Source organism: Hyphomicrobium zavarzinii ATCC 27496, assembly GCF_000383415.1.
GTDB lineage: Bacteria > Pseudomonadota > Alphaproteobacteria > Rhizobiales > Hyphomicrobiaceae > Hyphomicrobium_C > Hyphomicrobium_C zavarzinii.
On the sequence record NZ_KB911255.1, the window covers coordinates 44,669 to 69,674 of the forward strand.

The 25,006-nt window shown below is 64.6% G+C and carries 27 protein-coding genes and 2 riboswitches; of the genes, 12 read left to right on the top strand and 15 right to left on the bottom strand.

Annotated elements, in window-relative coordinates; all coding sequences use genetic code 11:
* Positions 1-134 precede the first annotated feature (134 nt).
* Positions 135-728 (bottom strand): NnrU family protein, encoded by a 594-nt coding sequence (locus F812_RS0100225; RefSeq protein ID WP_020083940.1) that lies wholly within the window; start codon positions 726-728, stop codon positions 135-137.
* A 154-nt stretch (positions 729-882) separates the two neighbouring features.
* Between F812_RS0100225 and F812_RS0100230 the strand changes: the two genes are divergently transcribed.
* Both F812_RS0100230 and F812_RS0100235 read left to right on the top strand, forming a co-directional pair.
* Positions 883-1,383 carry a hypothetical protein gene (locus F812_RS0100230; RefSeq protein ID WP_156827152.1) on the top strand — a complete coding sequence of 167 codons (501 nt, stop codon included), beginning with the start codon at positions 883-885 and terminating at the stop codon, positions 1,381-1,383.
* Positions 1,384-1,505: 122 nt separating this feature from the next.
* Positions 1,506-2,183 carry an SLATT domain-containing protein gene (locus tag F812_RS0100235; RefSeq protein ID WP_020083942.1) on the top strand — a complete coding sequence of 226 codons (678 nt, stop codon included), beginning with the start codon at positions 1,506-1,508 and terminating at the stop codon, positions 2,181-2,183.
* Here F812_RS0100235 and F812_RS26735 read toward each other — a convergent pair.
* On the bottom strand, positions 2,161-2,931 hold the full coding sequence (locus tag F812_RS26735) for a hypothetical protein (RefSeq protein WP_020083943.1): 771 nt from the start codon (positions 2,929-2,931) through the stop codon (positions 2,161-2,163). The genes F812_RS0100235 and F812_RS26735 overlap by 23 nt on opposite strands.
* A gap of 40 nt (positions 2,932-2,971) precedes the next feature.
* Positions 2,972-4,015 (bottom strand): GTP 3',8-cyclase MoaA, encoded by a 1,044-nt coding sequence (moaA, locus tag F812_RS0100245; protein WP_020083944.1) that lies wholly within the window; start codon positions 4,013-4,015, stop codon positions 2,972-2,974.
* A 226-nt stretch (positions 4,016-4,241) separates the two neighbouring features.
* On the opposite strand from moaA, the gene F812_RS0100250 reads away from it, so the two are divergent.
* Positions 4,242-5,945 carry an OFA family MFS transporter gene (locus F812_RS0100250; RefSeq protein WP_020083945.1) on the top strand — a complete coding sequence of 568 codons (1,704 nt, stop codon included), beginning with the start codon at positions 4,242-4,244 and terminating at the stop codon, positions 5,943-5,945.
* Between the two features lie 275 nt (positions 5,946-6,220).
* Here the strand turns inward: F812_RS0100250 and F812_RS26275 are convergent, their stop codons facing one another.
* From F812_RS26275 to F812_RS0100270, 4 genes are read right to left on the bottom strand one after another with little or no spacing between them, the layout of a single operon-like run.
* Complete coding sequence (locus F812_RS26275) at positions 6,221-6,967, bottom strand: S8/S53 family peptidase (RefSeq protein WP_020083946.1); 747 nt, start codon at positions 6,965-6,967, stop codon at positions 6,221-6,223.
* A gap of 5 nt (positions 6,968-6,972) precedes the next feature.
* Positions 6,973-7,494, bottom strand: coding sequence for a molybdopterin-guanine dinucleotide biosynthesis protein B (gene mobB, locus F812_RS0100260; protein WP_020083947.1), 522 nt, complete (start codon positions 7,492-7,494; stop codon positions 6,973-6,975).
* A complete protein-coding gene (mobA, locus tag F812_RS0100265; protein WP_020083948.1) occupies positions 7,491-8,147 on the bottom strand; it encodes a molybdenum cofactor guanylyltransferase MobA in 657 nt (218 codons plus the stop codon). The genes mobB and mobA overlap by 4 nt, the downstream gene beginning before the upstream one ends.
* Before the next feature lie 59 nt (positions 8,148-8,206).
* Complete coding sequence (locus F812_RS0100270) at positions 8,207-8,548, bottom strand: hypothetical protein (protein WP_020083949.1); 342 nt, start codon at positions 8,546-8,548, stop codon at positions 8,207-8,209.
* Between the two features lie 131 nt (positions 8,549-8,679).
* On the opposite strand from F812_RS0100270, the gene F812_RS0100275 reads away from it, so the two are divergent.
* Entirely contained in the window at positions 8,680-9,801 is a 1,122-nt protein-coding gene (locus F812_RS0100275) for a TRAP transporter substrate-binding protein (protein WP_020083950.1), read from the top strand.
* A gap of 86 nt (positions 9,802-9,887) precedes the next feature.
* Here the strand turns inward: F812_RS0100275 and F812_RS0100280 are convergent, their stop codons facing one another.
* Together F812_RS0100280 and hpt are read right to left on the bottom strand one after the other, a co-directional pair.
* Positions 9,888-10,250 (bottom strand): response regulator, encoded by a 363-nt coding sequence (locus F812_RS0100280; RefSeq protein WP_020083951.1) that lies wholly within the window; start codon positions 10,248-10,250, stop codon positions 9,888-9,890.
* 85 nt (positions 10,251-10,335) lie between these two features.
* Entirely contained in the window at positions 10,336-10,887 is a 552-nt protein-coding gene (gene hpt / locus F812_RS0100285; RefSeq protein ID WP_020083952.1) for a hypoxanthine phosphoribosyltransferase, read from the bottom strand.
* A gap of 339 nt (positions 10,888-11,226) precedes the next feature.
* Between hpt and ftsE the strand changes: the two genes are divergently transcribed.
* The 6 genes from ftsE (at position 11,227) to F812_RS21965 (ending at position 17,896) form a co-directional block, all read left to right on the top strand.
* Entirely contained in the window at positions 11,227-11,883 is a 657-nt protein-coding gene (ftsE, locus tag F812_RS0100290) for a cell division ATP-binding protein FtsE (RefSeq protein WP_026867729.1), read from the top strand.
* Positions 11,867-13,027 (top strand): cell division protein FtsX, encoded by a 1,161-nt coding sequence (locus F812_RS21955; protein ID WP_156827153.1) that lies wholly within the window; start codon positions 11,867-11,869, stop codon positions 13,025-13,027. Before ftsE ends, F812_RS21955 begins: the two co-directional genes overlap by 17 nt.
* A 187-nt stretch (positions 13,028-13,214) precedes the next feature.
* Complete coding sequence (locus F812_RS21960; RefSeq protein WP_020083955.1) at positions 13,215-13,856, top strand: YdcF family protein; 642 nt, start codon at positions 13,215-13,217, stop codon at positions 13,854-13,856.
* 82 nt (positions 13,857-13,938) lie between these two features.
* Positions 13,939-14,673: a lysophospholipid acyltransferase family protein gene (locus F812_RS0100305; RefSeq protein WP_020083956.1), complete on the top strand. Its 735-nt coding sequence runs from the start codon at positions 13,939-13,941 to the stop codon at positions 14,671-14,673.
* An 81-nt stretch (positions 14,674-14,754) separates the two neighbouring features.
* Positions 14,755-17,193, top strand: coding sequence for an adenosylcobalamin-dependent ribonucleoside-diphosphate reductase (locus F812_RS0100310; RefSeq protein WP_020083957.1), 2,439 nt, complete (start codon positions 14,755-14,757; stop codon positions 17,191-17,193).
* A gap of 268 nt (positions 17,194-17,461) precedes the next feature.
* Entirely contained in the window at positions 17,462-17,896 is a 435-nt protein-coding gene (locus tag F812_RS21965) for a hypothetical protein (protein WP_020083958.1), read from the top strand.
* A gap of 87 nt (positions 17,897-17,983) precedes the next feature.
* Here F812_RS21965 and crcB read toward each other — a convergent pair whose 3' ends face one another.
* From crcB to hisC, 4 genes are all read right to left on the bottom strand, one after another.
* Positions 17,984-18,364, bottom strand: coding sequence for a fluoride efflux transporter CrcB (gene crcB / locus F812_RS0100320; protein WP_020083959.1), 381 nt, complete (start codon positions 18,362-18,364; stop codon positions 17,984-17,986).
* Positions 18,365-18,436: 72 nt separating this feature from the next.
* A riboswitch (Fluoride riboswitch) is annotated at positions 18,437-18,497 on the bottom strand.
* Positions 18,498-18,545: 48 nt separating this feature from the next.
* On the bottom strand, positions 18,546-19,226 hold the full coding sequence (locus F812_RS21970) for a gamma-glutamylcyclotransferase (protein ID WP_020083960.1): 681 nt from the start codon (positions 19,224-19,226) through the stop codon (positions 18,546-18,548).
* Positions 19,227-19,242: 16 nt separating this feature from the next.
* Positions 19,243-20,193: a prephenate/arogenate dehydrogenase family protein gene (locus tag F812_RS0100330; RefSeq protein ID WP_020665337.1), complete on the bottom strand. Its 951-nt coding sequence runs from the start codon at positions 20,191-20,193 to the stop codon at positions 19,243-19,245.
* Positions 20,193-21,296: a histidinol-phosphate transaminase gene (gene hisC / locus F812_RS0100335; protein WP_020083962.1), complete on the bottom strand. Its 1,104-nt coding sequence runs from the start codon at positions 21,294-21,296 to the stop codon at positions 20,193-20,195. The genes F812_RS0100330 and hisC overlap by 1 nt, the downstream gene beginning before the upstream one ends.
* 301 nt (positions 21,297-21,597) lie before the next feature.
* Here hisC and F812_RS0100340 point away from each other — a divergent pair, with 301 nt between their 5' ends.
* Entirely contained in the window at positions 21,598-22,827 is a 1,230-nt protein-coding gene (locus F812_RS0100340; protein ID WP_020083963.1) for a porin family protein, read from the top strand.
* Between the two features lie 42 nt (positions 22,828-22,869).
* On the opposite strand, the gene F812_RS0100345 is transcribed toward F812_RS0100340, so the two are convergent.
* Positions 22,870-23,085 (bottom strand): hypothetical protein, encoded by a 216-nt coding sequence (locus tag F812_RS0100345; protein ID WP_020083964.1) that lies wholly within the window; start codon positions 23,083-23,085, stop codon positions 22,870-22,872.
* Positions 23,086-23,497: 412 nt separating this feature from the next.
* Here F812_RS0100345 and F812_RS0100350 point away from each other — a divergent pair, with 412 nt between their 5' ends.
* A complete protein-coding gene (locus tag F812_RS0100350) occupies positions 23,498-24,286 on the top strand; it encodes a hypothetical protein (protein WP_020083965.1) in 789 nt (262 codons plus the stop codon).
* A 39-nt stretch (positions 24,287-24,325) separates the two neighbouring features.
* Here F812_RS0100350 and F812_RS21975 read toward each other — a convergent pair whose 3' ends face one another.
* The gene (locus tag F812_RS21975) at positions 24,326-24,622 is read right to left on the bottom strand and encodes a hypothetical protein (RefSeq protein ID WP_156827154.1); all 297 of its coding nucleotides are present in this window, start codon (positions 24,620-24,622) and stop codon (positions 24,326-24,328) included.
* Positions 24,623-24,866: 244 nt separating this feature from the next.
* Positions 24,867-24,945, top strand: a riboswitch (SAM riboswitch).
* The last annotated feature ends 61 nt before the right edge of the window (positions 24,946-25,006 follow it).

The following is a 25,006-nucleotide window of genomic DNA, read 5'->3' on the forward strand; positions in this document are numbered from 1 at the left end:
CGATCCCTCGGGTGGGGCCGCGTGGTGTTGCGGCGCGTCTGGACCCCGATCTTCATCGAGATGACGTCCTGTTGGGAGCGACGGGCATCAGGCGGTCAGGGGGCGTCGCCCGATAGGGCGACGCGAGCTGCCCGTCAGGGCGCGAAGCTGAAGCTCGTGATCGGCACGCCGATCAGGGCTCCATGTCCCCAGAACAGGATCAATGCGTAGAGCGCGAGGCCGAGCCCCACGACCAGCACGTCGTTCAGCGCTCCGGGAGGCGCCGGAGGGGGGGCTGCCGAGGGGCGACGTTTCATGGAGATACGGTCGTAGACGGCGTAGGCGAGGAAGCTTCCGAACAGCAGGAGCGCGCCGAGATCGCCGTTTACCAGAAGGTGGGCGAGCGCCCAGAACTTGATGGCGGCCAGCATCGGGTGCTTGGCGGCCGTGCGGATGCGCGAGGGGATGAAGGCGGCCACCAGCAGAATGATGGCCGGAAGCATCAGCAGGAAGGCGACGTGGCGCGTCCAGCTCGGCGGATCCCACAGGACCGGGTTCTTGCCTGGCATGAGCTGAAGCTTGTGATAGCCGACCACGATCAGCGCGAAGCCGATCAGAGACAGCACCGAGTGGACGATCCTGTAGGGCGTTTCTCCGAAACGCTCGACCAGGCCTTGGCGCAGGCTGGCCGAGGTCGGTACGAGGTGAACGGCGAAGAACAGGAGGAGGCCGAGCGTTAACGGAAGCATGCGATGATCCCTGTCGCGTAAAGCTGGTGAGGCATGGAACCAAACCTCGGCGCGCGCAATTTTTTGCAGTGCAACCGCGATTGACCCAATACGGGAGTTTTTAGCATAATCGCGCGCGGGCGGAACGTGTGACCGAGTGAGGCCCTGTGTGTCAGTGACCGACAGTTGGACAGAAGTGACGCGAGGCAGCCCCGGCAGGGTTCCGGCACCGGCCCGTGCCGGTTGCCGCTCGCTCAAGGATGCGCTGTCGGAAGCGGGATTGGGCGAGTCCTCTTCGGAGACGCCTGACGCGTCCGAGCGGCGCCCCTACAGAGCGCTGCCTGCTTCTTCTTCCTTGCGAGCGGCTGTTGCCAATGTCGCTCCGGAGCGGCGTGCTCCGCTCACTACGCCGCGCCTCGTCGTGTTCGAGGACGCCGAGGAGACCGCCCCCGCCCAAGCACCTGTGCGTGCCGTCGTGCATCCGGCGCCGCCGCCGAGCGTGGTGTCGCCGCCGCCGTGGGTGAGGGCTGCGCGCCGCGGACGCTGGCATACCGTTATGCTCAATACGTTCGGCTGGGTGATGACGCTCGTTGTGGCCGGAAGCATCCTCGGCGTGGCCGGGCGGTATCTCGCTGTGCCGCCGCATCTCGAGCAGTTCCAGGCCGCGCGCCAATAGCAACGGGCGCGCAGAGCGCTCCAGTCCAATCCTCCTCCGTCTGTCACATGCCTGCCGCGGTGAGCGGGAGACGAATCAGGTAATCGAAGTGTCTTGCAGACAGAGCAGGATCTTGTGCGCCTATGATCTCGACCGCAGACATGCCGAGGGCCGAACGCACCGGCGCGGTTTCGGCTCATCCGTTGCGGGATGGGGCTGCGGAGCGGACGCGCCTGCACGTGGTTCCTCCTGATACGCGCGCTGCCGATCAACTCGTGCAGACCATGCGGCTCGTGAAGGCGGCCCGCTTCAATGCGGCGACGCGGCTCGAGCAGAAACAGGCGGTGTCGCTGTTCACGCAATCGATGGTGGCGCTCTATTTCGTAGGGCTCGCCGTTTGGCAGGCTGTCTATGTCGGCCAGATCGACGAGGCAACCAACCGTCTGATGACGTTCATCCAGCTGGTCTCGTCAGTGTTCACGCTGATCCTCGGGCTCCTCGAGGCGATGAACGACTACAAGATGAAGGCGCACCACCTTCAGAATTGCGCGCTCGTGGTCTCGGAGCTTGCGCAGGAGCTCAAGATCGCGCGGCCTTCCGATCCGCATGAGGTGCAGCAGTTCCGGCGGCGCTACAACGAGGCCTTGCGCGCCTGTCCGGTGAACCATGCACGCATCGATTTCATGTGTGCCAAGCTCGACGAGAAGCCTGCCGGGCGCGGCGAGCGGGTGTTGCTGAATGCCCGTTATGTGCTCGATGTCTACGGGCTTTACGCGCTGTTCCTCGCCGTGCCGCCGCTCATTTGGTGGGTGCATCAGTAGCGGGCTGCGCGGGCGACGTCGCCTGCGGCGGTGATGCGGGTACCGAGCTCGTCGCGGCTGTCGGCGTTGCGGGTTGAGCTGGCGAGGAGGGGGCAGCGACAGGCGCGCCTGTGTCCTTTGCCAGGCACGCTTCGCGGATGCGCGTTTCGGCGAGCGCTTTCGTTTCTGCGAACTCTCCACTGAACGGGATGAAGGTCAGGCGCGTGAGTTTGTAGAGCTCGTTCGTGAAGGTCGCGCCGCAATCGAGCACGAACTGGTGCAGCTCCGCCATGCGGCAGGCTTCGAGCACGGCCTTGGCATCCTGATCGAGCACGCGCGCGTCGTAGGCTTTGGTGATGCAGCGATCGACATCCGCCATGCGCGCGATGAGGTGATCCTCGAACAGCGGCTCCAGTGCGGAGAACTTGAGATCGCCCGCTGCCTCCCGGATGGCGAAGAGGTTGAGCATCACGTTCTTGTTCCAGTCGACGTAGGCTTCATCGTAAGCCTGCTTGCGATGGCGCACCTCCTCGATATCGGCGTTGCGGCGAATGGCGGAGGCCACCATGCCGGCGCGCGTGCGGCGCTCGTAGACGAGGTGGGCGATGGTCTCGATGGCCTGGCGGCGGCTCTGGTAGGCGGAGTAGGTCTGCGCGAGCCAGGCGCCGACCGACGCGGTGATCACGCCGTTGATGGCGGCTGAGGCGAGAGCGAACATGACGATCTGGCGGCGCGTTAAGCGGGCATAGCGCAGCAGTCCCCTCGACATGGCCACACACCCCCCCTTTGCGGCGCGCCGCTCTCTGCCGTCAGCCTCCGGTTACGCTCATGTGACGGGCGACCGCGGGGCGCTGCTTGCGGCGGTCGATGACGAAATCATGGCCCTTCGGCTTGCGGGCGATGGCGGCGTCGATAGCCTCGAACAGCAGGCCGTTGTCGGGGCTCTCACGCAGCGGCGCGCGCAGGTCCGCGGCGTCCTCCTGGCCCAGGCACATGTAGAGCGTGCCCGTGCAGGTGACGCGCACGCGGTTGCAGCTTTCGCAGAAGTTGTGCGTCATCGGCGTGATGAAGCCCAGGCGTCCGCCGGTTTCCTTGATACGGACGTAACGGGCGGGTCCACCGGTGCGGAACGGAATGTCCTCCAGCGTCCAGCGGTCGAGCAGGCGTGCGCGCACCACCGAGAGCGGCAGGTACTGATCGGTGCGGTCGCCTTCGATGTCGCCGAGGGGCATCGTCTCGATCAGCGTGAGGTCGTGGCCCTCTCCGTGCGAGAAGCGGATGAGGTCTTCGATCTCGTCCTCGTTGACGCCCTTGAGCGCTACGGCGTTTATCTTGATCGAGAGGCCGGCGCGCTGGGCTGCCTTCACGCCATCGAGCACGGTTGCGAGATCGCCCCACCGCGTGATGGCCTTGAACTTCACTGGATCGAGCGTGTCGATCGACACGTTGATGCGCTCCACCCCGGCGGCCTTGAGGTCGCCGGCGTATTTGGCGAGCTGGCTGCCGTTGGTGGTGAGCGTCAGCTCTTCGAGGCGGCCGGTCTCGCGATGGCGCGAAAGCGACTTGAACAGCGACATGATGTTCTTGCGCACGAGCGGCTCGCCGCCCGTGATGCGCAATTTCTTGACGCCCTTGGTGACGAAAGCAGAGCAGAGCCGGTCCAGCTCCTCGAGCGTCAGCAAGTCCTTCTTGGGCAGGAAGGACATATTCTCGCTCATGCAATACACACAGCGGAAGTCGCAGCGGTCGGTTACGGACACCCGAAGGTAGGTGACGTAGCGGCCGAACGGGTCCTGCAGGCCGGGAGTGGGGCCAGGGTCTTTGGCGAACGATGTGGGGGTCGTGAAGTCCATGCTTCCTTGCCGGATCGTTAGTCTGCTTTCAGGCTTATCATGTCAGCCATCGGATCGTGGCTGAACAGCCATTTCTGATCCCGGATCTTAACCCCATAAAGTAGCCACGTCCCCGCTTACATCAAGTCCATCCGTACTTGTGTCATAAGCTTGCGCATTATACTGCTTTAGCGCAAACCCCGCCAAAAGGGGGGCAAGAACAGATGTTTGGGGGGAAGGACACGCCATGGCAAGCACCAATGGAACTCCCGGTGTCGCGTCGGCGCAGCCCGGTTGGCTGAGCCGGGAGGCCATCGTCGCCAAGCCGGGCTTCAATCGGTGGCTGGTTCCCCCCGCCGCGCTCTGCATTCACCTGTGCATCGGCATGGCCTATGGCTTCTCCGTTTTCTGGAAGCCGCTGCAAGGCGCGCTGGTGGGCGCGGACGGCAAGGCCCTTGCGGAGTGCTCCGCGGGCGCTGTGACCTTCGCGGAGAAGGCCGTCGGCACGATGCGCGCGCTGACCGCCACGGACTGCAACTGGAGCCAGTTCGATCTCGGCTGGATGTACACTTTCTTCTTCGTGCTGCTCGGCGTTTCGGCTGCGATCTGGGGCGGATGGCTCGAGCGCGCCGGTCCGCGCAAGGCGGGACTCGTCTCGACGCTGTGCTGGTGTGGCGGTCTTCTCATGTCGGCGCTTGGCGTCTACACGCATCAGCTCTGGCTCATGTGGCTCGGCTCCGGTGTGATCGGCGGCATCGGTCTCGGCCTCGGCTACATCTCCCCGGTGTCGACGCTCATCAAGTGGTTTCCTGACCGGCGCGGCATGGCGACGGGCATGGCCATCATGGGTTTCGGCGGCGGCGCGATGATCGGCTCTCCGCTCGCAACCGCGCTGATGGACGGCGTGTTCAAGACGGCGACGGATCCGGGCGTGTGGCAGACGTTCGTCGCTATGGCGGCGATCTACACGGTTTTCATGCTCATCGGTTCGTTCGGCTACCGGCTGCCGCCTTCGGGATGGAAGCCCGAAGGCTGGACACCGCCCGCCAGCAACAAGGCCATGATCACGAGCAATCACGTCCATCTCGACAATGCGCACAAGACGAGCGCGTTCTGGCTGATCTGGCTGGCGCTGTGCCTCAACGTTTCGGCCGGCATCGGCATCATCGGCGCGGCCTCGCCGATGCTGCAGGAAACGTTCGGCGGGCAGCTCGTCGGACAGGCAGGGCTCGGCTATCTCGAGATGAAGAAGGATGCGGCGCTGGCCGCGGGCGCGGCTGCGGTCGGCGCAGGCTTCGTCGGCATCATCTCCCTGTTCAACATCTTCGGCCGCTTCGCGTGGGCCTCGTCCTCGGACTATCTTGGCCGCAAGATGACCTACTTCATCTTCTTCACGCTCGGCGCGGTGCTGTATGTGCTCGCGGCTTCCGCGGCCGACTGGAAGGTGCTCTGGCTCTTCGTCATCTGCTTCTGCGTCATAGCCTCCATGTACGGCGGAGGGTTCTCCACCGTGCCGGCCTATCTTGCCGACATCTTCGGCACGCAGTTCGTGGGTGCTATCCACGGGCGGCTGCTGACGGCATGGTCGACGGCCGGCATCGTAGGTCCGGTGATCGTCAACTATCTGCACGACACGCGCTATGCGCAGGGCATTTCGCCGGACAAGCTCTACGGCGAGATCTTCTACATTCTTGCCGGGCTTCTCGTGGTGGGCTTCATCGCGAACCTGATGATCCGTCCCGTCGATCCGAAATGGCACATGAAGGACACCGAGGTGGCAGTCGAGCAGGCCAAGCTCAGCTCCACCGCCCAGGCGGACAAGGGCGGTTCCTACGGTATCGGCAAGGGCGGCCTGGATGCGAAGGCCGCCATGTTCTGGACGCTGGTTGGCGTGCCGCTTGCTTGGGGCGTGTGGCAGACCGTGGAAAAGGCGCTGGTCTTCTTCCATTGAGGTCTGGCGGCCCAAAACGGGATCGGCCAATGCGTCAGTGGGCGAAGTGCGTTGTCTGGGGCGGTGCGCTGCTGGCGGCTGCTTTGACGCTTTCCATCAAAGTGAACGAGCCGCGTGCGGATGCGGCTCGGGAGGCGCCGGCGATTGTTGGCGCTGTTACATCCGAGCGCGCTCAACCGTCGAGCCTGCGCCGGGCACGCCTCGTTCGGCTTCCCGATGAAGAGAATGAAGAGAGCGCTCGCGCGCCTGTGCCCGAGCGGCAGCTGGCGGGCGTCCTAGCGCTGCTCGCTCTGCTGGGGCTTGGCAGACTTGCAGTCGGTGCCCGGCGGCGCGTTGCCGGGTTCTCCGCCGCTGCCAACGCGGTCTAGGAAACTCCTCTTCCGTTCGCCGCCTGTTGCGCCAGCCAGATCTCCGTTGCCGCATCCGAGCGCGCGGGCCGCGGCTTCGGCCGCTGCATCGTTGCGGCCTGCGGAATCCAACAGCACAAGATTTTCAACCGTGTCATTCGTTGCGCGTTCCTCGCCGGTGAGGTCCGGTGCGGAGGCGACGAACAGCATATTTTTGAAGCGCGCTGCTGCGGCGCGCAGGACTTCGATCTCGCCGCGCGTTTCGGCATCGAGCGGGATCAGCGCGATGCGCGCGGGCGTCCCGGCGGCGAATGCGATGGCCTTGGCGAGCGACGCGCGATCTTTCGGGGCAAAGCGAACGGCGATGATGCGTACCCCGCCGAGGCTCGCGGCGGTGCTCGCGGTTTTTGTTCCGGTGCTGGCCAGGGCGAAAGGACGATGGTCGCCATCGACGACATCGAAGGCAATGGCTTCGCCCTCCCCGTCGCGGGCGAGAACGCGGGTGAGCTCGGGCTTGGTGTAGTCGAACCCGTCAGCCAGCACGGCAACCGCGGTGCCGCCGGGATCGCGGCCCGGTTTCAGTTGGGGATCGGCGGCGAAGAGCGGGGTCGCCGCGAGGCTTCCGAGAAGCGCGATCGCGAGCCGTCGATGCGCGGGAGCAAAGGCTGGCATCATCTGCCTCACGTCGTCACGAGGCCCGATTTCGCGAGCACGAGGTCAGCGAGTCCCGGCGCGTCGTCGAGATCGAAAACGGGAAGGCCCGCGTCCGTCACGGCATGATCGGCGGCGATGGCGACGACGAGCGGATCGGTGCCTGCGAGGGGCGGGCCTTCGCTTTGGCCGTGCCGGCGAACTTCGATCTTGCAGATGGGCTCGTGCTTGTAGCCTTCCACGATGACGATGTCGGCCGGCGTGAGGCGGGCGACGATCTCCTCCAGCTCGGGGGCGGGCTCGTCGCGCATTTCATGCACGATGGCCCAGCGGCGCGGCGAGACCAGCACGGCGTCGCGGGCGCCGGCCTCGCGGTGGCGCGCGCTGTCGGTGCCGGGAGCTTCGAATTCGACGTCGTGATGGCTGTGCTTCACGGTCGAGACCCGGTAACCGCGCTTCGTCAACTCCCGCACGAGCTTCACGACGAGCGTGGTCTTGCCCGAATTCTTCCAGCCGGCAACGCCGATGACGAAGGGCGCGAGGCCGCTCATGCGACGCCTCCGCGGTGGGCGCTTGCCGTCATCAGGCCGTTGGCGAAGGCCAGGTCGTCGGGTGTGTTGATGTTGAAGAACGGGTCCACGCGCTCGCCCGCGATCTCTTGATCGGGGAAGGGTACGGCCACGGCGCCGAGGCGGTCCACGATCGCCTCTACCCGCCGCTCGCTGCGCGCCAAGGCTGCTTCGATCTCGCTTGCGGTTTCGAGCGGCCACAGGCCGATCACGTGATGGCGGTGGCCGTGGGATTGGGCGACGGCCGCTCTCAACACCGGCGTGGAGCTTGATGCCTCCAAAAGCCGATGCACGAGATCGGCCGGAACGAAGGGGGCGTCGGCGGAGACACTGACGACGGCGCGCGTTTGCGGGCGCACACGTGCCGCCCAGTGAAGCGCAGCGAGCACGCCTGCGAGAGGGCCGGGGAAATCAGCCGTCTCGTCCGGCACGACGGGAAGCGCGAGGGCTGCGAAGCGGGCGGGGTCTCCATTGGCGTTGATCGCGAGAGCGCCAACCTGGGGGGCCAACCGCTCGGTGGCGTGCCGGATTAGGGGGCGGCCGGCAAGCTCGATCAGCGCCTTGTCGCCGCCACCCATGCGCCGGCTGAGGCCTCCGGCCAGCACCACGCCTGTAATTTCATCGCGCGCGATCATGCCCGTTCTTCGACTCCGGCTTTTCATGACCGGCTCGAAGCAATCCGAGCCCGGTCAGCTCAATCGTTGGCGAGGCGCTCGCACCCAGCCTTGCTTTTTGTGAAGACGAAGACGCGACCGATGTCGCCCTCGCAATTGACCATCACCGCCTCGAGGTCGAGCGACGGGGTCTCCTCCATCAGCTTGCATTCGGGGTAGCGCTTCATCAGCTCCTCGGGCGTAAGGGTGACGCCTTCGGCCTCGATCGGGGGGCCGCATTCCCGGCCGCTTTCCGTCTGCTGCAACATCCACCAGTCGGCGGCACCTGCTTCGGCCGACATCAGAAGGGCTACACCGACGATCAGCCCTCCCAGTCTCCAACCCGACACTTTCTGCATCTGCCCGATCCTCTCGCGCGCCATGGACGGCGCTCCGTCACCCTACTTTGCGGCACGGGGAGCGCAACTGTTCTCCTCTGAAGCTTTCCGCTCGTGTCTGTCCTCTGACGGTAAGCCCGTCTATAGTCCCGCCGGAAGTGGGGCAGGGATTCAAGATGAAGAAACTCAATCGCCGGAAATTCCTCAAGATTGCGGGCGCGGGCGGGGCGGCCGCCACGGTGGCGGCCTGCGAGCAGCCTGCGGCTCCCGCGATCACGGAGTCGATGCCCAAGCTCTATTGGCGGCTCACCTCGAGCTTCCCCAAATCGCTCGATACGATTCACGGCGCGGCCGAGGTTTTCGCCAAGATCGTGGGGGAGATGACGGACGGCAAGTTCACGATCCAGGTGTTCGCGGCGGGCGAGATCGTAGGTGGACTTCAAGCCGCCGACGCGGTCTCGGACGGCACCGTCGAGGCGGCGCATACTGCCTCCTACTACTACTGGGGCAAGGACCCGACCTTCGCGCTCGCGACCGGCATTCCGTTCGCCCTCAATTGCCGGATGCAGAACGCCTGGATGTACGAAGGCGGTGGCATCGACCTCATGAACGAGTTCTATCAGCGCTACAACATTTTCGCGCTGCCGAGCGGGAACTCGGGCGCGCAGATGGGCGGCTGGTACCGGAAAGAGATCAACAAGCCGGAAGACTGGAAGGGCCTCAAGATCCGCATCGGCGGGTTCGGCGGGGCGATCATGTCGCGACTGGGTGCGGTGCCCCAGCAGATCGCGGGCGGCGACATCTATCCGGCGCTCGAAAAAGGCACGATCGATGCGGCCGAGTGGGTAGGCCCCTATGACGACGAGAAGCTCGGCTTCTACCGGGTGGCCCGCAACTACTATTATCCCGGCTGGTGGGAAGGGCAGGCGATGCTGCACTTCTTCTTCAACCTCGAAAAATGGAACAGTCTGCCGAAGCCCTACCAGGCCATCATCCGCAGCGCGTCGCAGACGGCCAATATGATCATGATGGCGCGTTACGACATGCTCAATCCGGCTGCGTTGAGGCGGCTGGTGAAGGCGGGCGCCATCCTAAGGCCGTTCTCGGAGGAGGTGCTCGACGGCTGCTTCAAGGCTTCGAACGAGGTCTATGCGGAGCTTTCCGCGAGCAACCCGAGCTTCAAGAAAGCTTACGACGCGATGACGGCGGTGCGCGCGGAGGAATTCCTCTGGTTCCAGCTCGCCGAGCACACCAGCGACACGTACATGATGATCCAGCAGCGCAAGAACGCACTCTAGGGCTCCAGAGAGACAGACGAGTCATGCTCGGACTGCAAGGGTCCGAAGCCATCCTGCTGCGGGCGGCGTTTGCCCGTCCGTTGTTCTTACGCGATAAGCGTGCGGACCGCGGTGCGGATCTGCTCGAGCGTGAACGGCTTGATGATGACGTTGAGGTTCGGCGACTTCAACGCCTGGGCGCGGTCCAGCTCCTCGGCGAACCCGGACATGAGCAGCAGCTTCAGACGCGGCGAGGTCTCGATGGCGCGGCGGGCGAGATCGATGCCGTCGAGCCCCGGCATATGGACATCCGAAACCAGGACATCGATACCCTCCGGCGCGGCAATGAGCCTATCGAGCGCCTCGGCGCCGTCCTGGGTGAGGTCTACCTTGTGACCATCGGATTCGAGCGCGCGCTTGACCAGATCGCGCGTCGCCTTGTCGTCGTCGGCCAGCAGAATATGAGCCATCCCTCGTCCTCCCGGACTTTGCTGCCGCTGTTACGGCCAGACTACTGCTCCTTCATGACGCCAACGCGTGGGGTTCGGATCTAGTCTATTCCTTCGTCATGCGGCCAACGAAAGGCAGCTCGCGATAGCGGTGCGCCACGTCCATGCCGTAGCCGACCACATATTCGTGGTTTCCTTCGAAGGCGCTGAAATCGGCCTCCACGTCGACGGCACGGGGGACCTTCTTGTTGATCAGGACGCAGGTCAGAATCTGGGTGGCGCCACGTGCGGCGATCAGATCCTTCGCGAACACGAGGGTGCGGCCGGAATCGAGCACATCGTCGATCAGCAGAACGTTGCGGCCTTCGACGTTGAGATCGAGATCCCGCAAAATCTCGACCTTGCCGGAAGAGGTCTTGCTCTTGCGGTAGCTCGAGAGCGTAAGGAAATCCACCTCGGGCTCGAGCCCGATGCGATGAAGGGCGCGGATCAGGTCGGCGGCAAACACGAAGCTGCCCTTGAGCACGGCCACGATCAGCAGGCGCTCGAGCTTACGGTCGGATATCTCCAGCGCCAGTTTCTCGAGACGGGCGGCGATGCTTTCCGCCGAATAAATGACCTCGACCTCGGAGTGTGCGCCGGATGTCTGCTCCGTCATGCCAATTCCTCTACCAGCGGTTCAGAGCGCGACCGGCTCCCCGTGAGAATGACGGGACCGAATCTCACTCGAAATCATAAGTTTAGAGCCTGATCCTTGTCCGAGACTGGGCACGGGACCGGCCGGTTTCGAGGGCCGCGGGCTCTGCCGTCCTCAAGGTATCAAGTGATCCGCGGCCAAGTGCAAGGCCAGCGGCCTAATGTCGGTGAACGCAGTGCTGCCTCGATTGTACATGCCGTCGCCATATTCGTAACCGATTGATACTGCCGCCGCCTTCCCGCATATAGGCGCTCGACTATCGATCGAAACCATCTCAGTTCATTCCGGAGCGAAGCGACCGTGATACGGTTGACGAATGTCGGTCTCAAATACGATCGGGGGCCGGAGATCCTGTCGGAGGTGAACTTCCATCTCCGGCCGGGGTCGTTCCACTTTCTCACCGGCCCATCGGGCGCGGGAAAGACGTCGCTTCTGCGGCTGCTTTTCATGTCGCTCCATCCGACGCACGGACAGATCCAGCTCTTCGGGCAGGATGTGAGCCGCATCACGACCAGCAAGCGCGCGCCGCTGAGACGACGCATCGGCATCGTGTTCCAGGATTTCCGTCTGCTCGAGCATCTGACCACGTGGGAGAACGTGGCGCTGCCGCTGCGCGTGGTCGGCAAGCGGCTCGACGACTACAAGGAAGACGTCACGGATCTCCTACAGTGGGTCGGTCTCGGTGACCGGATGCACGGCTATCCGTCTGTGCTTTCGGGCGGTGAGAAGCAGCGCGCGGCCATCGCGCGCGCTGTGATCGGCAAGCCCGAGCTGCTGCTCGCCGACGAGCCCACCGGAAACGTGGACCCGCAGATGGCGCGCCGCCTGCTTCGCCTATTCATCGAGCTCAACAGGCTCGGCACCTCGGTTCTGATCGCGACACACGATCATCAACTGATGCGACAGTTCAAAGCCCCTCGCCTGGAGCTGCACGACGGCCATGTCCGGATCGTATGACAGACCCCCTGATCGGCCGGGTATGCGCGGATTGGGCTCCTCTCCTCGCACCCCGGAGTATGACGCCTATGACGACGGCGCCGTCGTGACACAGCAGGGCGGACGCACGTCGACGCAGTCTCGCGATCCCGCGTATGGCACCTACGAGCCGGAGCCGATCAGTCCGGATTCCCTCAGGACCGACTACGAGCGCGTCTCCCGGCCGGACATCTACGTGCCCACGCGGGAAGCGCGCAAAGTGCAGTCGCTCACGGCGCCGATCGTGCCGGCGGGATCGGTCACGGGCCGCTCGCTGACGCTCGTCATCACCATCATGTGCTTCCTGGCGTGCCTCACGGTCGGCGCGGTCTACATGATCCGCCAGTCCGCCAACGCCTGGCTGCGCGACATTGCGAGCGAGGTCACCGTCCAGGTGCAGGCCAAGGATGGGACGGATGCCGAGAAGCTGACGCAGCAGGTGGCGACCTATCTCGGCCAGCAGGCAGGCATCAGCAAGGTCACGGTGATGTCGGCGGCCGAATCGGCGGCGCTGCTCGAGCCATGGCTCGGGCCTATCGACGATCTCAACGCGCTCCCCCTGCCTCGCCTCATCGCCATCGAGCTGGATAGGGCCGGTACGCCGAACGTGGACGCGGTGCGCGAGGGCGTGGAAAAGCAGTTTCAGGGCGTCACCCTCGACGATCATCGGCGCTGGCAACGGCAGATCACGACCATCACGCACAGCTTCTCGCTCGGCGGGCTCGCCATTCTGGCGCTGGTCGCAATGGCGACGACGGCGATCATTGTCTCGGCGACCAAGAGCTCGATGGCCTCCAACCGCGAAATCGTGGAGGTGCTGCACTTCGTGGGCGCCACGGACCGCTTCATTGCCCGCGAGTTCGAGAAGCATTTCCTGCGGCTCGGCGTGCGCGCGGGGCTCGTGGGCGCGATCCTGGCGCTCGCGGTTTTCACGCTGATGCCAACCATCGTGCAGATCCTGGGCGGCGGGTCTCTCACGCTCTCCGAGCTGCACCGGCTCGTGGGTTCCGGGTCGCTCGATATGGCGGGCTACGTGCTGATGGGCATCGTGGTGGTGGTGATCGCTGCGCTTTGCATGCTGACGTCGCGTTTCGGCGTCTTCCGTATCCTTAACAGCAAGCATTGAGCGGCCGGCGGAGATCAGCCCGGCTGGGGCAAATTCCGTCGATTAATCAATCCTGAAGACGGCGTGAGCACGACTTGTCACAAGGGAGGCCAAATCAGCTAGTCTCCTCCCTGAGTAGGTCGCTCGTAGAGGGTTCGAGTCCGTGGTTCGGCGGGCCTCGGCCAGCTCAAGAGCGGGGTGGGCAGTCATGATTCCGAGACGCTTCGTCGTTGCTTTTCTCGGTGCGGCCGTGTCGCTGGTCGCATTCGGATTCGTGCTGTTCGCAAACTCCGTGATGCGCGAGCCGGAACTTCAGAACGCGCGCGCGGACGGCATCGTGGTGCTCACGGGCGGGCAGACCCGCATCACCGAGGCCGCCAGGCTTCTGCAGGATGGGCGCGCGCAGCGCCTGCTGATCTCCGGCGTGAACCAGAAGATCGGCCGGGCGTCCCTGCTCAAGATCTCCGGGCTCGACGAGAAGATTTTCGCCTGCTGCGTGGATCTCGGCTATGCGGCGCTGAACACGGTCGGCAATGCGGACGAGACGCGGCGGTGGGCGGAGGCGCTGGGCTATGACCGTCTGATCGTCGTCACGGCGAGCTACCATATGCCGAGGAGCCTCGCGGAGCTCGCGCGCGCCATGCCCAACATCGAGCTCATTCCGCATCCGGTGGCGCCCGATGTGCTGCGCCGGAAGGTTTGGTGGCTCGACGCGACGGCGGCACGGCTGCTTGCTGCCGAGTACGTCAAGTTTCTGCCGGCGGCGATCCGGCTGGTGGTCGCCCGGGGGGTCACTCCCTGGCAGGCGACCTCCGTGACTGCGGCGTCGGGCACGCCCAGCAAGTCGTAGACATAGGTCTAGACAATGTTGGCCCCGTCGGATTGATAGGTTCCGACCGGATCGTCTGCCCTGAACTGGACCCCGCCTTTCTATGCTTCTTGTTCGTTCCTATCTGTTCGCGCTGGCCTTCTACGTCACGACGGCGCTGTTCCTCGTACTCGGCTCGTGGCTGCTGCTCGGACCCAGGCGCTGGGCGATGGCGGGGCTCAAGCTGCACGCCATCGTCTCGGTGTGGCTGCTGCGCGTGATCGCGGGGACTAGGCTCGAGGTGCGTGGGCGCGAGAAGCTGCCCAAGGGCGCTTATCTCGTTGTCTCCAAGCATCAATCCGCGTGGGACACGTTCGGGCTCGTGCCGCTGTTCCGCGATCCGGCGATCGTTCTCAAGGACGAGCTCAAGTGGATTCCGTTCTACGGCTGGTTCTGCGTGAAGTTCGAGCACATCCTGGTGAAGCGCGACAAAGCCGCGAAGGCGCTGAAGCAGATGATCTCGGATGCGCAGTCCCGTGCCGCCGAGGGGCGCGAAATCGTGATCTTCCCCGAAGGCACACGCCAGGCGCCCGGCGCGCCGCCCGACTACAAGCCGGGGTATGTGGCGCTTTACGAGGCTCTCGAGCTTCCCTGCGTGCCGCTTGCCCTCAACTCCGGCCTCTTCTGGCCGCGACGCCAGCTCGTGCGCCATCCGGGCACGATCGTCGTCGAGTTTCTCGATCCCATTCCGGCCGGGCTGCCCCGCAAGGAGTTCCGGGCCATCCTCGAAGCACGCCTGGAAGCCGCCTCTCAGCGGCTTGTCGAAGAGGGGAAGAAAAGTCTAGATGAGAACAAATAGGAACTTATAGAGAACATTTTGTTGACGATTTGGGGGTAAGCCCTTATATATTGGAGCCGTAATCAACGGTTCGAGGCGCGGATGAAAGACGCCCCCACGTTCCTTGCGCCGATCTCTGAGGAGATCTGGCGGCTCAAGTACCGGTTCACAAACGGTGGAGCGCAGGGGGGGCAGCCCGGCGAATCTCTGACGGAGACGTTCCGGCGCGTGGCGGAGGCGGGTGCCTCGGTCGAGAAAGGCGGAAAACGCGTCCGCGCACGCTGGGCCGATCGCTTCTACGAAACGATGGCTGACTTCGGCTTCCTGCCTGCGGGGCGCATTCTCGCCGGCGCCGGGACGGGACGCGCCGTCACGCTTTTCAATTGCTTCGTCATGGGCCGGATCGAGGATGATCTCGGCTCCATCTTCCAGAACGTCAAGGAAGCCGCGCTCACCATGCAGCAGGGCGGCGGCATCGGGCATGACTTCTCGACGCTGAGGCCCAAGGGGGCGCTGGTCAGAAGCATCGGCGCGGATGCGTCCGGGCCGGTGAGCTTCATGGACGTGTGGGATGCGATGTGCCGAACGATCATGTCCGCGGGCGCGCGGCGCGGCGCGATGATGGGCACGCTCAGTTGCTCGCATCCCGATATCGAAGCGTTCATCGACGTAAAGTCGGATCCGGTGCGCCTGCGCAATTTCAATCTCTCGGTGCTCGTGCCGGACGCGTTCATCGCTGCCGTTCGGGCCGACAAGCCGTGGGATCTCGTCTTCGAGGGAAAGGTCTACAGGACGGTCTCGGCGCGTGCGCTGTGGGAGCGCCTGATGCGGGCCGCTTACGACTACGCGGAGCCGGGCGTGATCTTCATCGATCGCGTCAATGCGATGAGCAATCTCGCTTACTGTGAGCAGATCTGCGCCACCAATCCGTGCGGCGAGCAGCCGCTGCCGCCCTATGGCGCGTGCCTCCTCGGCTCCATCAATCTCGCCCAGCTCGTGAAGCATCCGTTCGAGGCGGGCGCGGCGATCGATGCCGCGGAGCTCGAGGAGCGGGTGCGCGTCGCGGTCCGTTTCCTCGACAACATCATCGATGTCTCGGGATACCCGCTGCCTCAGCAGAGGCAAGAGGCGATGGCCAAGCGGCGCATCGGTCTCGGCGTCACGGGGCTTGCGGATGCGCTCATTGCAGTCGGTGTGCGCTACGGCTCGCCGGAAGCCGAGACGCTCGCGCAGTCGTGGATGGCTTCGATCGAGCGGGCGGCCTATCTCGTGAGTGCGGAGCTTGCGGGTGAGAAGGGCGCGTTCCCGCTCTACGATGCTGAGCGGTTTCTCTCATCTCCCAACGTGGTGCGGCTGCCGGCAGAGGTGCGCGGCGCCATCGTGCGGGACGGCATTCGCAACGGCTGCCTCACATCGATTGCGCCGACCGGCACCATCTCTCTCTTCGCAGGCAACGTTTCGTCCGGTGTCGAGCCGGTTTTCGATTTCCGCTACACGCGGCGTGTGCTCGGTAAGGACGGGGCGACACGGACGGAGGTGGTCGAGGATCTCGCGCACGCGCGCTTCAGGCGGATGTTCGGAGAGCGAGAGCCGCTCGGGCCGCAGTTCGTCACCGCGGGCGATCTCTCGCCGCGCGAGCATCTCGTGATGCAGGCGGCGATGCAGCGGCACGTGGACAGCTCCATCTCGAAGACCATCAACTGCCCGCCCGACATTCCGTTCGAGGCGTTCAAGACGATCTATCTGGATGCTTTCGATCTGGGGCTCAAGGGCTGCACGGTCTACCGGCCGAACGCGGTGACGGGCGCCGTGCTCTCCCCGGTCGAGGCGGCTCCCGATACCTCCTCCGGTCCACGAGCGGAGGAAGCGGTTGCGGACGAAGCTCCTCGAAAGGCTCCGGCTGTGGCTGCTGCGGTGGCGCCGGTGGAGATTTCCGCCGCGCGGCATGGCGATGTCGTCTACATGGCGCAACCGCTCGATCGCGATACGGTGCTTGCGGGCTTTACCTACAAGCTCAAATGGCCGGAGAGCGATCACGCGATCTACGTGACGATCAACGACATCGAGCGCGACGGCCGCAGACGGCCGTTCGAGATCTTCATCAACACGCGCAATCTTGAGCACTATGCGTGGACGGTGGCGCTCACGCGCATGATCAGTGCCGTGTTCCGCCGTGGCGGAGACGTGGCGTTCGTGGCGGAGGAGCTCAAGGCGGTGTTCGATCCGCAGGGTGGGCGCTGGATCGGCGGGCGCTACGTGCCGAGCCTGCTTGCTGCGATCGGCGAGGTGATCGAGACGCATATGCGGCGGATCGGGTTCCTCACACCGGCCGATGGCGCAATCTCGCTTCCGATCGCGGAGCCCGTGTCGCTCGGCGGCGGAGAGGACGGGGCCGAGCGCCGTTCAGCGGGCGGTTCCGGGTCGAGGGCCGGAGTGGCCCCTACGCTGGGCCGAAGCTGTCCGCGATGTGCCTCACAGACCTACGTGAAGGAAGCCGGGTGCTGGGTCTGCCGCTCGTGCGGGTTCTCGCGTTGCGAGTAAGGTCGGGCCGCGGCGGGCTGTAAACGTGACAGATCCGTGGCATGGCGCGGCCCTGGCGGGAGTGCTGCCCGAAACTGGTTAACTCAATGACTCGCAAGGGGCGTTCCCCAGGTGACAGCGCGAAGCGGGCGCGGCGCATTAAGGTTTCCCGCAGTGTCATTGCCCTGAAATGACTGAGATGGAGCCATATTTCGGCTGAAAATGCTCAGCACTCTCAGGGTCAGTTCGGTAGCGTCAAAGGCCGCGTAAACGGCAAAGGAACTTCGTCATGGGAGCGCGTGTCATTCAACTCGCAGAGATCAGAGCTCGCCGCTCGGCTCAGACCCCCGTCGTGGCGCTGGACAGCCCCTCGGAACTCAACGACCGGTTCCATTTCTGGAGCGGGGCTTCGGGGCGGCGTTACGTTCATTCCGTTTATGACCTGCTCGACTGCCCGGAAGTTCCGGCTGCCAATTTCCTGCTCGTCCGCCGCGATGGTTCGGGCCGCCGCTCGGTGCTGGCCATTGGCCACCTGACGCACGACGCGGGTTCGCTCAATCTCGCGGAGATCCGTCATCGCGGAGCCCGGCTCGGCGCCAACGAGGTTCACGTCCATCTGCTCGCCCCGTCCGCTCAGCAGCGCCGGATCGTGGAACTCGACTTGCGCGCCGGTCAGATCGACTGCGGCGCCAACGAGGAGCGCATCTCCGGAACGCGCCATTAGAACTCAACTCTTTTGAATTTGAGACCTTGCTCGCGCCGAACCTCAAATGGTCCGGCGCGATTTGCATTTCAGAGACCGTCTTGCGCTTCAGGCGAGGACCGCTCGCATCATCCAGAGCCCGAGGAACAATCCGAGCAGGGACATGGCCACGCTGCCCGCAACGTAGACGGCCGCCAGCAGGGGCTCACCGCGCTCGATGAGGAGAGCGGTGTCGAGAGAGAAGGCCGAGAAGGTGGTGAAGCCGCCCAGGATGCCGGTGGCGAGGAACAGCCTGAGATCCGGCAGGATCTCTCCACGGGACGCGAACCAGCCTGCGGCGAGGCCCATCGCCGTCGATCCGATCACGTTGATGGTCAGGATGCCGTAGGGGAACCCGCTGCTCGCAAGGGCGGTGATCCAGATATTCATCACATGGCGCATCAGTCCGCCGATGCCGGCACCGATGAACACGATAATGGATGTTCTCATTCCTGTCTCCGCATAGGGCCTCGTTAGGCTCCCGCACGGGAAGCTCGAGGCAAGCTCCTACCCGCGCGAAAGCGCCTGGTAGGAGCCATCAGCCTTGCGGCGGTTGTCGGGAGACTCCATTCCCATCCCACGGCGCCAATCTGCGCGATGCGCGGGGGCTTGGCAAGGATCGGCGCAAGGATCAGCCGCGCTTGGCGCGATAGCCGAAACGGTTGTCGCGCACGGTGCGGGGTGTCGCAAATGTCCGCGTTGCCCAGGCCCGTGCCAAGGCTGCCGTGGGGGAGCGTGCGCAGTTGGTGCTTGCTGCCCGCGCGGCGAGCGCGCCGGTGAGGGTGAGGAGCCTGTCGAGTCTCCGTTCCGAGATGCCAAGCTCTTTCAGGTGGCGGAGCGTGCTCAGGAGATAGTCGAGATTGGTGCCGCCGCGCCCTGCCGATCGGCGGATCAGGCTCGCCTCGCGGCGGAGGGGGAGGCAGCCGGCGTAGGCGGGGTGTGCGCGCTCGGCAATGTAAGTGATCGCCCACACGGTTCGCGGCGCTTCGCCCGTCTCGTGGCCGAGCACGACAGGCACCAGAGTCTCGCGATAGACGCCGTAGATCAACTCGCGGCGGCGGAGGTAGGAGACCGTTTCGGCTTGCCGCTCCGGCGCGATGCGAAAGGCGATGCCGTCGCAAATGCCGCCGCGGTCGAGGCCGAGCACGAGCCCCGGCTGGCGCTCGGTGCCGCGATAGTGAATGGAGTAGATGCAGAAGGCGCGGTGGAAGCCGGTGAGGCGCGCGCGGCGGGCTTCGGCATAGGCGAAGCCCGGGTTCCACATCAGCGATCCGTAACCGAAAACCCAAGTGTCGGCGGGCTCTACGGGCATCGGGATCGCTTGCTCCTCACTTGCGTTTGGCGGAGGGCGGCGTTGCGGGAGCCGGTCCCTTGGTGCGGCCGAAGTCGGGGGCCGCGATGTCCTGACCCGCCTGGATGATGTTGCGGCGGATGGCGCGGGCCTCGGTGAAGAGGCGATGCAGCGTCTCGCCGTCGCCGAAGCGGATGGCCCGCTGCAGCATGGTGAGATCCTCGGTGAAGCGGCCCAGCATGTCGAGCACCGCCTCCTTGTTGTTGAGGAATACGTCGCGCCACATGATGGGGTCGGAGGCGGCGATGCGCGTGAAATCGCGGAAGCCGCCGGCCGAGAACTTGATCACCTCGCTGTCCGTCACGCGCTCGAGATGGGCGGCCGTGTTGACGATATTGTAGGCGATAAGGTGGGGGACATGGCTCGTGATGGCGAGCACGAGGTCATGGTGCTCGGGCGTCATGATCTCGACCTTGGAGCCGAGCGCCTCCCAGAATTTCTTCAGCTTCTCGACGGCTGCCGCATCGGTGTGGGGCTCGGGCGTGAGAATGCACCAGCGGCCATCGAACAACTCGGCGAAGCCGGCTTCCGGGCCGGACTGCTCGGTGCCGGCGATGGGGTGGCCGGGGACGAAGTGAACGCCCTGCGGTACGTGAGGGCTCACGTCCTTCACGATGGACGCCTTGACGGAGCCGACGTCCGTGAGGATGGCGCCCGGCTTGAGGCTGCGCGCGATCTCCTTGGCGATTGGGCCGCAAAGTCCGACCGGCGTGCAGAGAATGACGAGATCCGCATCCTCGACCGCCTCGGCGGCCGTGACGAAGCCCTGCTCGATCAGGCCGAGGCGCATCGCGGTCTCGACGGTCGCGGGTGTGCGGGCGGAGCCGACAATGGAGCCGGCGAGGCCGCCGCGGCGGCAGCCATGACTGATGGACGAGCCGATAAGCCCGATTCCGATCAGAGCGACGCGGTCGAACATCACTTTCATCATGCGTGAGAGCCCACGAATTCTGCGAGGGCATCACGCACTTTTCGGTTCTCATCCTCGGTGCCGATGGTGAGGCGCAGGGCGCCAGGCAGGCCGTAGCCCGCCACACGGCGCAGGATGATGCCCTTCTGCTTCAGGAAGGCGTCACAGGCGGCAGCATCGCGGCCGGGACCATCCGGGAAATGGATCAGGATGAAGTTGGCGACGCTCGGCGTCACGCGGAGGCCGAGCTTCTCGATCTCGCTGGTGAGCCAGGGCAGCCATTGCTCGTTGTGGTGGACGGCGGCCTCGATGTGGGCCCAGTCGTCCATGGCGGCAGCGCCCGCAGCGATGGAGGGCGCGGAGAGATTGAAGGGGCCGCGGATGCGGTTCAATGCGTCGGCGACGGCTGCCGGGCAGTACGCCCAGCCGATGCGCAGGCCCGCCAAGCCGAAGATCTTGGAGAATGTGCGCGTCATCACCGTGTTCTCGGTGGTGGCGACCAGCTCGAGGCCCGCCTCGTAGTCGTTGCGGCGCACATACTCGGCGTAGGCTGCATCGAGCACGAGCAGCACGTCGGACGGGAGACTGGCGCGCAGGCGGCGCACCTCGTCGATGCCGAGGTAGGTGCCCGTGGGGTTGTTCGGGTTGGCGAGGAAGACGACGCGGGTGCGCGGGGTGACCCTGGCGAGGATCGCGTCCACGTCGGCCTTGAGGCCGGTCTCGGGCGCGACCACGGGCGTCGCGCCGGCCGCCAGGATGACGATGCGATAGAGCAGGAAGCCGTGCTCGGTGAAGAGCCCTTCGTCGCCCGGCCCCAGGTAGGCGTGGGCGATGAGGTTGATCAGCTCGTCCGATCCCGCGCCGCAGACGATGCGGTCGGGATTGAGACCGAAGCGGCGCGCGATGGCGTGCCGAAGCGCCGAGGCCTGACCGTCAGGATAGCGCTCCAATGCATTGCCAGCCTGCGTGAACGCCTCCACCGCCTTGGGGCTCGGCCCAAGGGGCGTCTCGTTCGAGGAGAGCTTCACAGGCTTCAGCCCGCCCGGAACATGGCTTTCGCCCGGAACGTAGGCCTCGATGTCTAGGACGCCAGGACGGGGTTTCGGAGCGGCAGGGGCCATGGGTGGCTTCCAGGATGGTCGTTTTCAGGATGGCCTGGCCAGGGCGGCGCAGGCGAGGCCCCGTGATACCGAGGGAGCCGCCAAAGCGCAAAGGATTAAGCATCGCAAGGGGCTGGGACGCCCTCGACGAGATGGGGCGCCTTCCAGACCGCGCGCGGAGAGGGGTGATCTCTGACGGGAGATTTTTTCAGTTCCCGTTTTACAAACTTTTAGTCGCGAATGCCGAAAGCTCATTTCAATGCGAAATTGCGGAATCAATTCGCTAAATGACCATCGAATATAAGTTATCGGAGATGCGGCGTTGCGGCTTGAAAATCGTCTTCTGCTTTTTGTTTTTGCATCGTCTTTTGTCATCTCTTTTGCGGGTGCTCATGAGGCCCTCGCGGACAAGATTGGCGCGAGCAACCTGCCGCGTCCTGCTCCTGGGCTCAAAGGCCGGATCAACGACGCGGACGGTGCTACCTCGGCGGCTGTTCTCGGCGGCAGTCTCGGCTTCACATCCAACGCCGGCCCCACCCTCGCCGAGGTGCCGAGCGCGTTTCACGACCGGGCCTTCGGCTATGCGCACGTGTTCTCCACGCCCCTAGGCCGGCTGGATCTCGGTCTCAATCTCTCGGAGCGGCGCTACGTATCCTTCCAGGACGCGAACGAGCGGGCTGCCAGTCTCGCGATGTCGCTCTCTAAGGACTGGGCCGGGCAGCAGACGCTGCTCGCCTTTGCGACGTCTGCCGGGCGCGACGTGGAGGAGCGCCTGGGGGAGACCAGCGTGTCGCTTTCGCACGCCTGGACCAGCGGCCGGCTGAGACCCTATCTCAAAGCGGAGACGGCGCTTCTCGATTATCGAGATCTGCCGGATCCCTTCCAGCCCTCCGGCAATCAGGACGACCGGGACCGTCTTTCGTCCCGGCTACAGGCTGGAATGCGCATGACTCTCACGGAGCATGTGGAGCTCGAGCTGGGAGGCGGCGTCGACACCAAGCACTACCTCACCCGCACGGACGATTTCGGCGTGCGGCGCGGGAGCGTCTCACTCTTTCCAGCGATTGGGCTCGCGTATACAGGCGAGACCGGAACCCTGAGAGGGCTTTATATGCCGTTCTGGCGGGACTTTCGTGACGATCTATTCGCTGATGGATGGCATCACGGCTACGCGGTGGAAGGTGAGATGAAGCTGTCGGATACGCTCAAGGCCTTCGCCTCCGCGCGCTACGGTTTCGAAGAGACGGACTTCCTGATCGCTAGCGCGGCCTACGAATCGGTCGCGATCGCGGGAGTCGTTTGGACCGTTGGAAAGGGAACTCTCTCGCTCGCCGCATCGCAGACGCGGCGCTCCTACGACGATCTGGATCTCGTCGCGCTGGCGCGGTTCGATGAGAAGTTCGAAGTGGCCCTATCCGGAGAGATGCCGCTTGTGGAAGACCTCTCTCTCAATGGGCGTATCGGATATCTCGACTACAGGAGCTCGTTCGGCGATATCCGGACAGACGCTTTTACGGCGGCGATCGGGCTGACTTATGCGGTAGCCCAATGAGGGGGCGAGGGTCGGGTGGGCTGTACTCGCCCCCTCAAAGAGTCAGCGGCCGCCGATTCCGAGACCAAGGCCAAGCCCGAGGCCAGCCTTGACTTTCACGATGTTCAGGACATTGAGCTTGGCGCCCACCTGTGCTCCGGCACCGACGCCGATGGCGGGGCCGCCGTGGCCGTGGCTGCCGCCGCGGCCGCCGGCCTGTGCCGGAACGGACATGGCGAGGGCAAGGGTCGCTGCGAGCGCAATGCAAGCCGATTTCATGCTGGTTTCTCCTTTGGCGCGTTTTAAGTTTTTGTGCCGTTTTGCTTTGGCCATTGTTTTGTAATTCGATCCGAATTGGATCGCAAATTAATCAGCGTATAATGGTGAAATGCTGGAACGAATATTTCTTCGTCATTTGAATGATTTGTGGGTGCTTTTCCTTGCGTTTATCGGGTCATTTGCCCTGGGGCCCGGAAGGGGGCGGCGGAGGATTTTCCGCCACGTTGCCGGTCGAGGCGGGCCGGAGGGCCGAAGTCGAGAAGATTTGTCGCGCCGTAGAAGCTGGGGAACGCGGGCTATCTGCCCGGAATTTCGACGTATTCCCTGCGTCTGGTTGCCCCAATCAACCGAATGGCGGGAAGCGCTAGCTTAGGCGTGAAGCGAGCTTGCGGCTTGCCAATGGCATTGAGGAATGACGACGTATTACGATTACCTGAGGGACAGGGTGCTGGCGTCGGCCGTTTCGAACCAGGCGCAACTCGAGCACCTGATCCATGCCGAGCGGAATGCTTTCTGGCAGCAGATCTGTATGAACCCAGCCTACGACGAGCACGCCAGAATGGGCGCGCTCGCGGCGTTCGACGAGCAGGCTTCGCGCGTTCTGAGTGAGCATGCGGGCCGGTTCGGCCGCCCGCAGCCTGCGCCCGTGGAGCCGGCCGCCGCGATCTCCCATCATGGCGGAGGAGCGGTCGCGCATGGCGGTGTCCGTGAGCGTCTGCCCGCGCGATCGCGTGCCCTCTCGCGGGATCTGTTCTTTTTGCTGGTCGGTCTCGTTCTAGGCGTGATGCTCGGCGTCGCCGCCGCCTACTTCGGGCGGGCGGTGCTCGTGGGGTCCGCGGCGAGCGCGGGCGGGGGTGGTGCGCTCGGGATCACGGGGCTCACCGCGTCCAAGTCTTCCTTCAAGTTCGTGCGGAGCAACCCGAGCGAGCCGGAGGGTGAGATCGAGGTCGCGTATGCGGACGGCGCGCCCCGTGGGCTCACCTGCACCGTGGAGGCGAGCTATCGGCAGGTTCTGGAGTATGTGAAGTTCGACAGCGGGTGCCGAAAGGTGTCGTTCAAGTTCCTGCCGGCGGCAGATCTCTGGGCGAACTGGAACTACCTCGAAGGCTACATGGTGTTTTCGACCACCATCAGCTCAGCCTCTGGCGGCCATTGGGAAGGCTCCGCCAGCGTCTATTTTTCCGTCAATGGAACGACGTGAGAGACAGGCAATGCCGCAGAGCCGATCCGGCTCCGCAGCTCACTGCATATAGGGGCTGTCGCCGCCGTGCGGCGCGTTCGGCGTGGAGAAGAAGAAGCCGTTGTCGAACGGGCCGGCGTTGGTCTGAGCCTGGACGGTGGGGTCCACGAAGCGGCGCGTGTTGGTGCCCTGCAGATACTTGTAGGAGTATCCGCCACGACGGGGCGCCGGACGAACGACGCCACGCAAAGGCTTCTCTTTCGCATAGGCCTTCTGGGCGAAAGCCGGCTCGGAAGCGACAGGCACAGCGAGCAGAGCCGCGGCCACGATCATTTTGAAGAGACCAAGAGTTTTCATAGCTCTAAATTAACCCAGGTTGGGGGTGCATGTCGATGTGGGGCGGTGGTCCTGGTCTTCTTTCGGCCGCCGGGTGTGGCTTTCAGAACCTCCGGCGGGGCGCGTTCTTACCCAAGCTCGCCCTACCATCGGCGAGCCGGGATTTAGGATTAGTTAACGCTGTTACCCAGGGCCGGTTCCCGGCCGGCGACGTGCGTCATCCCCCCGGCCTTGACCGCGGCGGGCAAGCTCCGATATTCAGAATGTCTTCGCTCGTGGTGATTTGGCCGGCCGGCTTGCAGCCACGTTAAATAAGTCGCTAAATGGGCCGTCGCACACCCGATATTTCGGTTGGGCCGGCCTCAGGTCAGGGCCGGTGTCGAGATCCCGTCATGGACGGGTCGG